Origin of the sequence: Microbacterium sp. 13-71-7 (genome assembly GCF_002257455.1) — a bacterium.
Taxonomy (GTDB): domain Bacteria; phylum Actinomycetota; class Actinomycetes; order Actinomycetales; family Microbacteriaceae; genus Microbacterium.
The window spans coordinates 1-13339 of record NZ_NCKN01000112.1; the positions used below are offsets into that span (position 1 = coordinate 1).

12 protein-coding genes are annotated in these 13339 nt (G+C 67.9%); 5 read left to right on the forward strand and 7 right to left on the reverse strand.

Features of this window, described 5'->3' with window-relative positions:
* Positions 1–55: 55 nt before the first annotated feature.
* From B7X32_RS11870 to B7X32_RS11885, 4 genes are all read right to left on the reverse strand, one after another.
* Complete coding sequence (locus B7X32_RS11870; protein ID WP_292719767.1) at positions 56–646, reverse strand: TetR/AcrR family transcriptional regulator; 591 nt, start codon at positions 644–646, stop codon at positions 56–58.
* Positions 647–805: 159 nt separating this feature from the next.
* Entirely contained in the window at positions 806–2146 is a 1341-nt protein-coding gene (locus B7X32_RS11875) for an MFS transporter (protein WP_292719769.1), read from the reverse strand.
* A gap of 124 nt (positions 2147–2270) precedes the next feature.
* Complete coding sequence (locus B7X32_RS11880) at positions 2271–3683, reverse strand: APC family permease (protein WP_292719771.1); 1413 nt, start codon at positions 3681–3683, stop codon at positions 2271–2273.
* Positions 3684–3697: 14 nt separating this feature from the next.
* Complete coding sequence (locus tag B7X32_RS11885) at positions 3698–5419, reverse strand: amidohydrolase (protein ID WP_292719773.1); 1722 nt, start codon at positions 5417–5419, stop codon at positions 3698–3700.
* A 143-nt stretch (positions 5420–5562) separates the two neighbouring features.
* Here B7X32_RS11885 and B7X32_RS11890 point away from each other — a divergent pair, with 143 nt between their 5' ends.
* The 5 genes from B7X32_RS11890 (at position 5563) to B7X32_RS11910 (ending at position 10337) form a co-directional block, all read left to right on the forward strand.
* Complete coding sequence (locus B7X32_RS11890) at positions 5563–6162, forward strand: TetR/AcrR family transcriptional regulator (protein WP_292719775.1); 600 nt, start codon at positions 5563–5565, stop codon at positions 6160–6162.
* A gap of 758 nt (positions 6163–6920) precedes the next feature.
* A complete protein-coding gene (locus B7X32_RS11895) occupies positions 6921–7550 on the forward strand; it encodes a DNA-directed RNA polymerase subunit beta (RefSeq protein ID WP_292719777.1) in 630 nt (209 codons plus the stop codon).
* A 229-nt stretch (positions 7551–7779) separates the two neighbouring features.
* Positions 7780–8670 (forward strand): aminodeoxychorismate lyase, encoded by an 891-nt coding sequence (locus tag B7X32_RS11900; protein ID WP_292719779.1) that lies wholly within the window; start codon positions 7780–7782, stop codon positions 8668–8670.
* Positions 8671–8742: 72 nt separating this feature from the next.
* Positions 8743–9537, forward strand: coding sequence for a hypothetical protein (locus B7X32_RS11905; RefSeq protein WP_292719781.1), 795 nt, complete (start codon positions 8743–8745; stop codon positions 9535–9537).
* A gap of 68 nt (positions 9538–9605) precedes the next feature.
* Positions 9606–10337 carry an NAD(P)H-dependent oxidoreductase gene (locus B7X32_RS11910; RefSeq protein WP_292719783.1) on the forward strand — a complete coding sequence of 244 codons (732 nt, stop codon included), beginning with the start codon at positions 9606–9608 and terminating at the stop codon, positions 10335–10337.
* Between the two features lie 72 nt (positions 10338–10409).
* Here B7X32_RS11910 and pstB read toward each other — a convergent pair whose 3' ends face one another.
* Genes pstB through pstC form a run of 3 tightly spaced genes read right to left on the reverse strand, consistent with a single transcriptional unit; the run spans position 10410 to position 13312 of the window.
* The gene (gene pstB, locus B7X32_RS11915) at positions 10410–11189 is read right to left on the reverse strand and encodes a phosphate ABC transporter ATP-binding protein PstB (protein ID WP_292719785.1); all 780 of its coding nucleotides are present in this window, start codon (positions 11187–11189) and stop codon (positions 10410–10412) included.
* A gap of 18 nt (positions 11190–11207) precedes the next feature.
* The gene (gene pstA, locus B7X32_RS11920) at positions 11208–12302 is read right to left on the reverse strand and encodes a phosphate ABC transporter permease PstA (RefSeq protein ID WP_292719787.1); all 1095 of its coding nucleotides are present in this window, start codon (positions 12300–12302) and stop codon (positions 11208–11210) included.
* Positions 12299–13312 carry a phosphate ABC transporter permease subunit PstC gene (pstC, locus tag B7X32_RS11925; RefSeq protein WP_292719789.1) on the reverse strand — a complete coding sequence of 338 codons (1014 nt, stop codon included), beginning with the start codon at positions 13310–13312 and terminating at the stop codon, positions 12299–12301. The genes pstA and pstC overlap by 4 nt, the downstream gene beginning before the upstream one ends.
* Positions 13313–13339: the final 27 nt, after the last annotated feature.

Below are 13339 nucleotides of genomic sequence, written 5' to 3' on the forward strand. Positions count from 1 at the left end.
CCGTCAGCGCGCCCTATGGCGTGCGCTGATGGGGACGACTCGGTGGTGAGCCGGGCTAATCCTCGCGGGGGAGCTTCGACAGGGTAGCGATCCCGTTCCACAGCGTCCGGAGTCGCGCCACCATGTCGATCGAGCGATCGAGCAGCCACTGCTGCTGCAGGCCGTCTGCGGTTGCGACGACGAGGTCGGCGACGATGTCGGCATCGACATTCGGTCCGAATTCTCCGCTCTCCTGCGCCGCTCGCACTGCTTGCTTCATCGACTGCCGGACCCACTCATAGCGCTCGACGAAGAACTCGTGCGCCGGGTGCTTGCCGATGCTCGCCTCCGCGGAGAACTCGACGTACAGCTGCACCAGCCCCGGAACCGTCGTGTTGTGCTCGATCACGCCGAGAAAGCCGGAGAAATTCGGCTCGCGGATCCAATGGGCCTCGGTGTCGCGCTCGTCGCGAGCGCGGAGCACGGCCATGTACAACTCCTCGCGGGAGCCGAAGTGGTGCATGAGCCCTGCCTGGGTCAGTCCGACCCGGCGGGCGATCTCGACGTTGGGCGCGTTGCGGCATCCCATCTCGGCGACCACATCGAGTGCGACCTCGAGGATCTCCGCTCGCTTGGCAATGCCCTTGGCATATGAGCCGCGAACCATTGGCCCTCCACAACAACCGTCATCCGTGCGGCAGTGAACCTGACACAGAACTGCCTCGGTCGGAGTCTAGGCGATGCGGCATCAGGCGCCGACGGGCGAGCGGGGGTGGCGAGCCCGGACATGGGCGGCCGCCACTCCCGCACACCCGCGGAGCTGCGCCTATCGGACGTTCTTGATCGGGAAGATCACCAGAGCGCCGATCAACGCGGCCACGCCCAGTACGGAGAACCACAGTGCGTAGTTGTTACCCGTCGGGTCGCCGACGTACACGAGGATGCCACCGACCATCGGAGCGATCGTCTGGGGGAGGGCGTTCGCGATGTTGAACACGCCCAGGTCCTTCCCGGAGTCGTCCGGGTTCGGGAGCACATCGACGACCAAAGCCAGGTCGACTCCGACGTAGATCCCGTAGGCGATGCCCATCAAGGCCTCAAGGACGTAGAACGACGGCACGTCCTTGATGAGGATCAACGACACCGTGCCGATCGCGAACAGAACCGTCGAGCTCCACACGAAGATCTTGCGGCGATTGAGCCTGTCCGACAGCTTTCCGGCCGCGAAGGCGGCCACGACGAGGGTGCCGGTGAAGATCAGCGTGCTGAGCGAGATGACCCCCACGACGTCCGCGGGGTTCTTGATGCCGATGTGATTCTGCAGGTAGAAGAACCGGAACGCGGTGAAGCCGAAGCTGGCGAACGTGATGAGGAATCGGGACCACCAGGCCAGTGCATAGTCCGGGTACTTCCGCGGGCTCACCCAGAAGGTCTCCCACCAGTCCCTGAAGGTCGCGGCCGGAGGCTTGACGGGGAGCACCTTGTCGGGGAGGACGAAGGCGAAGAGGGCCATGGCGACGATCGAGAGCAGTGCCGGACCGACGAACATGATCACGAGATTGTTCAGGAACCACTGCGCAACGTAGACCCCGCCGACGACACCGGCGTTCTGAGCGATGCCCAGCCAAGCGGCGACCGAGCCGCGCTGCACGCGAGGAACCTGGTCCGCGAGGGTCGCGATGAACGGCGCCAGGGTCATGTTCGCGCCGAGCTGCGCGATCGACCAGCCGATGGTGGCCCACATCAGGTCCGGGCCGATCGCCATCACGCCGAGGCCGAGCGTCATGATGAGCGTTCCGCCCACGATCCAGATTCGCCGGCGTCCCCAGCGACTCGTCGTGCGATCGGACAGGCGTCCGAAGACGACGTTCGCCGCGGTGGCGAACAGGGCGCCGAATCCTCCGAGAACGGCGGCCGCGCCGGTGGCGCCGTTCTCCGGGATGGCGCCGGACGCCACGAGTGACGAGATCTTGATGCCGACGCCCACGATCGCCGGCCCCAGCAGCGCGACGAAGAACACGAACTGTGCGATGAACAACCACGCGACGTACCTCTTCGGGGCCGGTTCTGTGGGCTCCTTGAACCAGTGGTGTTCGTGTGAAACGACCGTGCTCGCCGCCGTCATCCCTGACGGATTGCCTGCGGCTGACCCGCTGACTGAACTCATCGCTCTGCCTCCTTCGGCTGGAACGGTGCCCGCAGTGCTCACCGTTGAGCACTAGTCGGTCGACACCAGTTCGCCTGAAAACCTAGATGACTCAGGTTTTCCCTGCAAGAGCCGTAACAAGGCGTCAGTCGTACATGCCCACGTTGATCGGGCCGGTCAGGTCCGGTGGGGCGGCGCGGAAGCCGCGCGTCTTGACGAGCAGGTAGACGACCCCGATCGCGGTCCAGGCGCCGCCGATGATCATCGAGATCCCGTCCAGGCTGAGCCACAGGGCCACATTGATCACGACGCCGATCGCGGGGATCACGACGAAGCCGATCCAGGATCCGATCGTGCGCTTGGCGATGAACCGGAAGAACACGAAGATCACCGAGAGGTTCACGAACGTGAAGGCGATGAACGCGCCGAAGTTGATCATCGACGACGCCTGTTCGAGGTTCACGAACAGCGCCGTCAGGGCGATCGCCGCGACGATGAGGACGTTCGCGACCGGGACTCCGGTACGCGGGTTCACCCGGCCGAACAGGCGCGTCGGCAGAGCGCCGTCCCTGCCCATCGCGTACAGCAGGCGCGCCGCACTCAGCTGCTGCGTGATGCCGCAGCCCAGCACCGCCATCATGTAGCCGCCGACGAAGATCGCCTGGAACGCGGCGCCGCCGATGTACTTCGCGATCTCGGGGGAGGCGCCGACGATGTTCTCCAGCTTCGTGACGTCGGGGAAAAGCGTCTGCATCACATAGGTCACCGTGAGGAAGAACGCCCCGGCCGCGGCGACGATGATGAAGATCGCGCGCGGGATGTCCCTGGTGGGGCGCTTCGCCTCCTCCGCGAGCGTCGAGACGGCGTCGAACCCGAGGAATGACAGCGCGAGGATGGCGGCGCCGCCGGCGAGGGCCGAGGCCTGGACGTCGTCGGAGAAGAACGGCCGCACGGTGAAGGCCGCGCCGTTGGCGCCGTTCGAGATGTTCACCACCGCGAGCACCACGAAGAGCACGGCGACGACGAGCTGGATCCCGACCAGGATCACGTTCATGCTCGCCGCGAGCCGCACGCCGACGAGGTTCAACGCCGTGCAGATGATGACGGTGAGCAGCACCCAGACCCAGAACGGCACCTGCGGGTAGATCGCGCCCATGTAGATCCCGGAGAGGATCGCGTTGATCATGGGCAGCAGCAGGTAGTCGAGGGTCGCCGCCCAACCCACGAGGAAGCCGACGGACGGGTGGATGCTCTCCTTCGCGTAGGTGTACGCGGATCCGGCGATCGGGAAGAAGCGGACCATGCGCGAATAGCTGAACGCCGTGAAGAGCACCGCGACCAGCACCACCAGATAGGCGAGCGGCACGTGGCCGCTGGTCTGGTCGGCCACGATCCCGAACATGTCGAACACCGCGAGCGGTGCCATGTAGGCGAGGCCGATGAAGACGAGGTGACGCAGCTTCAGGGTGCGCTTGAGCGCTCCCTGTTCATGCGCGACCACGTGGGCGAGCTGATCGTCGCCTGCGGCGACGGCGGAGTGGGATGGCAGCGTTGACATCGTGGGGATCGTCCTCAGTGGGTGTGCGCGTGGCAGTGGTGGTCGGCGGAGGGCTCGGTGCAGCTCTGTCCGGCTCCGCCCGGGTCCTGGACGGGGGTCGCGGATGCGCCGCCGCCGAGCTCGCCGCGCGCGTCGTGCACCGCGGTGCCCCCGACGACGGTGAGGTCCGCGCGCTGGGCGAGGATCTCCGCAGGCTCCATGGAGTAGAGATCGCCCGACCACACGACGAGGTCGGCGAGGTATCCGGTGCGGAGCATTCCGAGGCTGTTCTCGTGGTGGAACGCTCCCGCGCCGCCCTTCGTGTAGGCCTCGAGCGTGCGGTCCAGATCGAGGCGCTCGCCGGTGGTCCAGGCGTCGCCGCCGTCGAGGCGCGCACGGGTCATCGCACTGTAGACGCCGACGAGCGGATCCATCTCGCCCACCTGCCAGTCGCTGGAGAACGTGACGCGCGCGCCGGAGTCGACCATGGAGCGGAACCGCCAGGCGCGATCCCAGCGTGCTTCCCCGACGTTCTCCATCCAGGTGCCGGCGACGAGGTCGGGGGAGGCGTGGCGCGGCTGCATCGCCGCGACGACGCCCAGGTCGCGGAAGCGGGGCAGGTCCTCCGGCGCGAGGCACTCCACATGCACGATGCCGTGCCGGGCGTCCCGCGTGCCGTTCGCGCGCTGAGCGGCCTCGATCGCGTCCAGAGTGAGGCGGATCCCCCAGTCGCCGGTCGCGTGGGTGTGCACCTGGTAGCCGAGCCGGTCGAGCTCGACGAAGAGCCGGGTGAACTCCAGCGGCTCGAGGCTCGTGTGCCCGCGATGGCCGGGACGGTTCGCGTAGTCCTCGAGCATCGCCGCGGTGTGCGGCTCGATCACGTCGTCCGCGTAGAGCTTCACCATGCCCAGTCGGAAGCGGTCGTGCTGCGGGGTCTCCCGGATCGCCTCCGTGATGCGCGTGCGGAAGTCGCCGTCGGATCCGACCGGGTGGTAGATCGCCGCGATCGTCCGCGAGGTGAGCTTGCCCTCGCGCTCTGCCCGGTCGAACAGCGGCAGCTCGGCGAGCGGGACCTGCGGCTCGACCACGGTCGTGATGCCGAAGCGGCGGGCCATGTCGAGGCTGTTGACGATCTTGCGGTAGCGCCGGTCGGGCGAGTACATCGGGATGTCGCGCTGCAGCTCGGCGAGGCCGTCGGTCGTCATCGCGCTCGTGTAGAAGTCGGTGACCCAGCCCGTCGGCTCGCCCGTGCGGTGGTCGATCTCCGGGTTGCCCCAGGCGATGTCGCCGCCGCCGAGGATGCCGAGCTTCGCGAGCGCGGGACGGTTCAGCCACACCGAGTGCTGGTCGTAGGTGGTGATGAAGACGGGCCGGTCGGTGACGCCGGCGAGGTCATCGGCGCGCGGGCGGCGCCCCTCGACGACCGAGTAGAGCGCGTTCTCGGCGCAGATCCACTCCAGGTCGGGATGTGCTTCGGCGAACTTCGCGATGCGCGAGCGCACGACGTCGAGGCTCTGCACCTGGTCGAGGCTCACGGCCAGGTCGTCGTAGCCGAGCAGCAGGTGGTTGTGGGTGTCGGCGACGCCGGGGGTGACCAGGCGGCCCTCGAGGGCCACGGTGCGCAGGCTCGCCGGTGCGTCGGCGGCGGATCCCACATAGGTGATGCGGTCGCCCGTCACGCCGACGGCCTCGGCCCAGGGCTGCTCGGGATCGAAGGTGCGGACGCGTCCGCCGGTGTAGAGGGTGTCGACCGCCATGTCGGTGCTCCAACGTCTCGGGGCGGCGCTGCTCGGGGGAGCGACCGCAGTTCTTTGACTCAAGAGTAAATTAATTCACTCAGATGTCAAGAAACTCTTCCGATGGCATACGGATCCCTCCACGGGACTGCGATACTGGCTTCATGGCACGCCCGAGCACGCAGGAGCAGCGCCGCCGAGAGGTGGTCGACGCGGCGCTCGACGCCGCCGCCGAGCACGGGCTGCGCAATCTCTCGCTGACCGACGTGGCGAATCAGGCCGGCGTCACCCGGGGCGCGCTGCTGTACTACTACGAGGACCTGGATGCGATCCTCGTCGAGGCCCACGCCGCGGGCATGCGCCGGGTCGGGGAGGAGCGCGAGGCGCTCGTGGCCCAGGCCGAGCGTCCGGCGGAGCAGCTCGCGATCGCCATCCGCGCCGGGCTGCCGAGCGGTCCGGATGACGCGCTCATGCGCCTGCTCTACGAGTTCGACGTGCTCGCGGGCAAGTCGCCGCTGCACGACGAGCTCGTGCGGCGGCTCTACGGCGAGCAGCTCGGGCTGTACCGGAGGATCCTGCAGGCCGGCGCAGACGACGGGGATTTCTCATTGACCGGTCCGCTCGACGACATCGCGATGAACTTCGTCGCCCTGGAAGACGCCTACGGCCTGCACATCGTGGCCGGCGGCAGCATCTCCGTCGCCGATGCGGAGCGGGCCATCGCCCTGTTCGCGCGACAGGCCGGTGCGCCGCTGCCCGACTAGCCAACTCGGCGGAGAAGCGCGCGGAAAGGGTGGGCCTTATCCGCCTCTATTCGAGAAATTCGGATGGTACCCGTGTCGCGGCGGATCAACAGGGGTCGTGGGCCGCTTTGGCCCGGAATTCTGCGGTTCCGGGGTGTCTCGGCACGGACGTCAGTGCGGAGATTGTCCGCGGCGTCGACGCACGCTCCGTTGTCTCTGCCGGCCACGGCGATTCAAGTTGACGCTCAGCGCATGCCCGCGTGCCGCAGCGCTTGAGGTGCACCTCGATGGTCGCTTGCTCGAATTCCTGGCCCACGCTCGACCCCCTCCTGGCAGGAAGCAATCTACGCGCGGCCGGAGACGTTTCCGTCGATGGGGAGATCAAGAGGGTCCGGTCATTCGATGACCGGACCCTCCTCACGGTGGGCCCCGTGGGGCTCGAACCCACGACCCGCGGATTAACCTGCCACTTCGGCTTTCGCCGCCGCCCGATGGGCGTTCGTGGTCTGGACTGTCCCTTCACCCTGGCTTGCGCTTTAGGTGCCACCCGTCCAGTCTCTACACCTTCCGGACTCGCGTCCGGCTTGGCTCGGGATTGCCAACTGGTCTCCCAGGAAGGGTTCCCCGACTTTGAGTGGTGTCATCCTCGGGGTTTCCCCCGAGGCGCTCCTATTGTGTTGAAGTCCGATGCTCTGCCAACTGAGCTAGAGGCCCGTACTCCCGAGTCTATCGGTCGCGACTGGGTGCCCTGCGTCGGAGAGCGCGCGTAGCCTGGGGCGGTGCCCGCACCCTTCCATCGCCCCGTCCGCCTCTCGCCGGAGACGTTCGACCACCTGCTCGGATCCCACGATCCGGCGGAGCAGACGCGCATGGCGCACGCCACGGCGTCGGCGCTGCTGGCGCGCGTGCGGGCGGACGACAGCGGAGTGAGCGCGGAGCGGCTCGTCGCGTATGCGACCGAGCACGGCATCGACGAGGTCGCGGAGCTCTGGGCGAAGAGCCCCGCCGTGTCCCTGCCCGGAGCCCTCTGGCGGCTGTACCTGCTGCAAGCGTCGATCCATGCGGATGCGTCGCTCGCCGCGCTCCTGCACGAGCGCGGGCGCATCGAGCTGCCCTCTGTCGATGCGCTGGTCGCGGGGGCGCCGGTTCCGGCGGGTCCCGATGAGCTCGTCGGACTGATCGACACGATCCTGCACGGCGCGTTCTCCGGCGACTTCGCGATCGCGCTCGAGCGGGCTGCCGCGTTCTGCCGCGTGCAGGCGTCCGGCGCGACGCACGTCGCCGACGACTACGAGCGCACCGAACCCGCGCGTGCGAGCGAGCTCACCACCCGCGCATCACGCCTCAGCGCCTATGCGCAGGATCTCACCGCCTCGGCCGGCGCCTGGCGCGACGGATCGCTGAACTGAGCGGAGCCGAGTCGACAGCGACCGGGATCACGGGCGGCCCTGCGGCATTGCGGCCCTGGCATGAAGAAGCCGGGCCGCAAGAACGCCTCTCGGCGGAAGGCCGCTCGCAGCGGCGAAAAATGGAGCCCGGGGTTATGCGGCCCGGCCGATCAAGTGTAACGCGTCGGTGGCGGCGGTATTCCCGTCGCCCCCGATGCCGGGCGCGTCGCCCACGCCCTAGGCTCGGAGCATGGCCGCAGCCCGATTCGCCCTGCTGATCACCCCCGCCGAGTCCACGGACGAGGAGCGGGCCGATTTCAGCGACAGCTTCCGCCGCATCGATCCGGGCGCTCCGGCGCTCAGCGTGGGCGAGCTGAGCACGCAGCGCGGCGACGGCATCTTCGAGTCGATCGGCGTCGTCGACGGCCACGCCCAGGAGGTCGAGCCGCATGTGCAGCGCCTTGCCCACTCGGCCGCTCTGTGCGACCTGCCGGAGCCGCACCGCGAGCAATGGCGTCAGGCGGTCGCGCTCGCGGCGGCGGCGTGCGGGCCCGGTGAATGGGTCATCAAGCTCATCCTGAGCCGCGGTGTCGATCAGGGGCCGGCACCGACCGCCTGGGTCACCGCCGCGCCCGCGGCCGACTTCACCGCCGCGCGCACGGAGGGCATCCGCGTCGTCACGCTCGACCGCGGCTACGACAGCGGCGCCGCCGAGCGCTCGCCCTGGCTGCTGCTGGGGGCGAAGACGCTCTCCTACGCGGTGAACATGGCGGCGCTCCGCGAGGCGCACCTCCGCGGCGCCGACGACGCGATCTTCGTCACCACAGACGGCGTCGTGCTCGAGGCGCCCACGGCGTCGCTCATCCTGCGCTTCGGCGACCGCTTCGTCACCCCGGCTCCGCACGGCGGGATCCTGCAGGGCACGACCCAGGTCAGCCTGTTCGCGCATCTGCAGGCGGAGGGGTACGCCACGGAGTACGCCACCGTGCCGGCCGCCGACCTCGCGACCGCCGATCAGGCCTGGCTCCTCTCGAGCGTGCGTCTGGCCGCCCCGATCACCGCGATCGACGGCGCGGCCCTCGCGGTCGACCACGCCTTCACCGACGGCCTGAACCGCTACCTGCTCTCACCGCGCGACTGAGCTGTTCCGTCGGGCGGCGGTCGGGTGCGTCGCTGGCCGGGAACGGTCTCAGCGCACCCATAGAATTCCCCCATGAGCACACTCTGGAAACGCGCTGTCGCCACGACGACCATCGCTCTCGTCGCAGGATTCGGCATCACCGCCTGCAGCTCCGGGGGAGGGTCCGCGCCCGACAGCACCCAGAGCTCGGCGGAACAGCAGAAGCAGGCCGACAAGAAGCCGATGACGGCAGGCGACTTCGCGCAGCGCGTGAGCGATGCCATGGCGGCGGCGAAGACGGCGCACGTCACGCAGAGCATGTCGATGCAGGGCAATGAGGTGGCCTCGACCGGCGATGTGATGATGGACGCGGATCCGAAGAACCTGCGCATGCATCTGAACATGTCCGTCGGCGCGCAGAAGTTCGAGATGTTCCTCGTCGAAGGAACCATCTACATGAACATGGGGGCGATGACCCAGGACAAGTTCGTCAAGATCTCCGCCGATGACAACAATCCCGTCGCCGCACAGATGCAGTCCATGCTCTCGCAGAGCAGTGCGGCGACCCAGCTGAAGAACGCCTCCGCGGCGATGAAGGACTTCAGAGCCGCCGGCGCCGAGAAGGTCGACGGGGCCGACACCACGCACTACGTCCTGACTCTCGACACCGAGAAGCTGCTCGCCGCGCAGGGCGCGCAGGCCGCTCAGGCCGCCCAGATCGGCGACACGATCACCTACGACATGTACATCGACGGCAAGGATCTGGTCCGTCGCGCGGTGATGAACATGGGCACGGCGAAGACGACGATCGATTACACCAAGTGGGGTGAGCCTGTGACGATCGAGGCGCCTGCGGCGGATCAGCTCACCGAGATGCCCGGTATCTGATCAGACGCGCGATGCGGACGACTCGGCGAGGGCTGGCAGGCCGAGGGGGATGGTCGTAGTCTGCCCCCATGGCAGAGCAACCGGCCGCCCCCGCGGCTTACGACGACCTCCGCGCCGTGTTCGTCAACTGCACCTTGAAGCGCAGCCCCGAACTCAGCCACACGCAGGGCCTGATGGATCGCAGCATCGCGTTGATGCGGTCGCAGGGGGTCGCCGTCGAGAACATCCGCTTGATCGATCACGACGTCGCGACCGGCGTCTATCCCGACATGCGCGAGCACGGCTGGGCGAGCGATGCCTGGCCGGATGAGATCTGGCCGCTGATCGACGCCGCCGACATCCTCGTGGTGGGCGGTCCGCTGTGGCTCGGGGACAACGCCTCGATCACCCGCAAGCTCATCGAGCGCCTCTACGCGATGAGCGGGCTGTTCAACGACAAGGGCCAGTACGTCTACTACGGCAAGACCGGCGGCGCGATCATCACCGGCAACGAGGACGGCGTGAAGCACGCCGCGATGTCGATCCTGTACAGCCTGCAGCACATCGGATTCACGATCCCGCCCGCGGCCGATGCGGGCTGGATCGGCGCCATCGGACCGGGCCCGAGCTATCTGGATCCCGGCTCGGGCGGCCCGGAGAACGACTTCACGAACCGCAACACCACGTTCATGACCTGGAACCTGCTGCACACGGCGCGGCGTCTCAAGGACGCCGGCGGCATCCCCGCCTACGGGAACCTCCGCGAGGCCTGGAACGACGGCGAGCGCTGGGGCTACGAGGCCAATCCCGAGTACCGCTGATCTCGGTGCCCCGGCACGAAGGAGGGGCCCGGCGCCGCAGCGCCGAACCCCTCCTGAAGGATCAGACCGGGATCACCCGAAGCGACCCGAGACGTAGTCCTCGGTCGCCTGCTCCTTGGGCGAGGTGAAGATCGTCGCGGTGTCGGAGTACTCGATGAGCTTGCCGGGCTTGCCCGTGCCCGCGATGTTGAAGAAGGCCGTCTTGTCGCTCACGCGCGAGGCCTGCTGCATGTTGTGGGTCACGATCACGATCGTGAACTCGTTCTTGAGCTCGGTGATGAGCTCCTCGATCGCGAACGTCGAGATCGGGTCGAGCGCCGAGCACGGCTCGTCCATCAGCACGACCTGCGGGGAGACGGCGATGGTCCGCGCGATGCAGAGGCGCTGCTGCTGACCGCCGGAGAGACCCGCGCCCGGCTTGTCGAGACGGTCCTTCACCTCGTTCCACAGGTTGGCGCCGCGCAGGGACTTCTCGACGAGGGCGTCCGCATCCGAGGCGGAGATCCGCTTGTTGTTGAGGCGCACTCCGGCGAGCACGTTCTCCTTGATCGACATCGTCGGGAACGGGTTCGGGCGCTGGAACACCATGCCCACCTGGCGGCGCACGAGCACCGGGTCGACGCCCGGCGCGTACAGGTCCTCACCGTCGATGTACACGTTCCCCTTGACGGTCGCGCCGGGGATGACCTCGTGCATCCGGTTGAGCGTGCGCAGGAAGGTGGACTTCCCGCAGCCCGACGGGCCGATGAATGCCGTCACCGTGCGGGGCTCGATGTTCATGGACACACCCTCGACGGCGAGGAAGTCGCTGTAGAAGACGTTCAGATCGTTGACTTCGATGCTCTTGGACACGCTGCGTGCCTTCCTGAGTTAGCGGCTCTTCGGCGCGAATGCCTTCGCGACGATCCGAGCGATGAGGTTGAAGATGACCACGACGATGACCAGCAGCAGGGCGGCGCCCCAGGCCTGCGCCTGCGAGGCCTCGATGTCCTTGCCCGGGAAGCTGTAGGCCGTGTAGGCCATGACCGGGAGGGTCTGCATGGGCCCGTTGAACGGGTTCGCGTTGAAGTTGTCGGTGAAGCTCGCGGCGATGAAGATCGGTGCCGTCTCGCCGATGACACGCGCCACGGCGAGGACGACGCCCGTCACGATACCGCTCGCGGCCGTGCGGAGCACCACCTTGATGATGGTCGTCGCGCGCGGCACGCCGAGGGCGAGCGAGGCCTCCCTGAGCTCGTTCGGCACGAGACGGATCATCTCCTCGGTGGAGCGGATCACGATCGGGATCATCAGCACGCAGAGCGCGATCGAGGCGGAGAAGCCGCTGAACGCCTTCGGTCCGACGATAAGGGCCATCAGCGAGAACGCGAACAGGCCCGCGACGATCGAGGGGATGCCCGTCATGACGTCGACCAGGAACGTGACGGTGCGGCGCATGGGGTTGCTCGGCTGCGCGTACTCGGTCAGGTAGACGGCGGCGAGGATGCCGATCGGCACGGAGATCAGTGCGGCGATCCCGGTGATGATCAGCGTTCCGACGACCGCCTGCAGCGCGCCGGGGGTGTTCGTCACGGCGAGCGTGTTCGGGTCGAAGACGGTGCCGCCGACCTTGGTCACGAAGTCCCAGTTCACGACCTTGAGCCCCTGCGCGACCACGGTCCAGACCGTGGAGATCAGCGGTGCCACGGCGAGGACGAAGGCGCACACGACGAGACCGCGCACGATGCGGTCGACGGCCTTGCGGCGGCCCTCCACGATGCTCGATCCGATGCCGACCGCGATGAGGTAGACCACGGCGGTGAGCACGAGCCACACCGCGGGGTTGAACAGCTGGATGACCAGGAGCACGGCCGCCACGACGACGGCGGTGCCGGTCGCCAGCACGGGCTCGATCCAGCGGGGCAGCTGCCCGCTGGTGAGGCTCATCGGCTGCGCCGTGGTCGGCGCCGGAGTGACGGCGGTCATACGCGCTTTCCAATCTTCGGCGAGGTGCGCGCCTTGCGCTCGGACCGGCCGAGGATGCCACGGGCGATCATGTTGACGGCGAGCGACACCACGAAGAGCATGAGGCCGGTGCCGATGAGGGCGGAGCGCTGGATGTCGGTGGCGATCGGGAAGTTCAGCGCGATGTTGCCCGCGATCGTCTGCGAGTTGTAGCCGTCGGTGAGCAGAGCCACCGAGAACAGCAGCGACGGCGAGATGATCAGCGCGATCGCCATCGTCTCGCCGAGCGCCCGTCCGAGTCCGAGCAGGATCGCCGAGACCATACCGCTGCGGGCATAGGGGAAGACGGCCAGGCGGATCATCTCCCAGCGCGTCGCGCCGAGCGCGAGGGCGGCCTCCTCGTTCAGCCGCGGCGTCTGCAGGAAGATCTCGCGGGTCAGCGCCGTGATGATCGGCAGGATCATCACGGCGAGGACCACGCCACCGGCGAGCATGGTCGAGCCGGTGCTCGACACGGGGCCCTGGAAGAGCGGGATCCAGCCGAAGTACTGGTTGAGGAATTCCGCGAGCGGAAGCAGGAACGGGCGCATCACGATGACGCCCCACAGACCGAACACGATCGACGGCACGGCGGCGAGCAGGTCCACCACGTACGCGAGTGCGCTGGCGAGCCGACGGGGCGCGTAGTGCGAGATGAACAGCGCGATGCCGATCGCGACCGGAGCGCCGAGGATCAGCGCGATCAGTCCCGACCAGATGCTGCCCCAGAGCATCGGGGCCACGTAGTTCCAGAAGGTGCCCCAGTGCTTGTTCTGGTAGCCGGCGAGGTCGCCGTTGGTCTCCCAGTTCGCGGTGATCGCGGGCAGGCCCTTGAGGATCAGGAAGATCGCGACACCGGCGAGGATCACCATGATGGACGCGGCGGCCGTCGTGGACAGGCCGAGGAAGAAGCTGTCGCCTGCGCGACGCTTGCCGATGAGGTTCTCCGAGGCGACGGCGGTCGCCTCTTCACGCTGCGCGACGTCAGTCACGGTGCCACTCTTCATCTCGCATGTGTG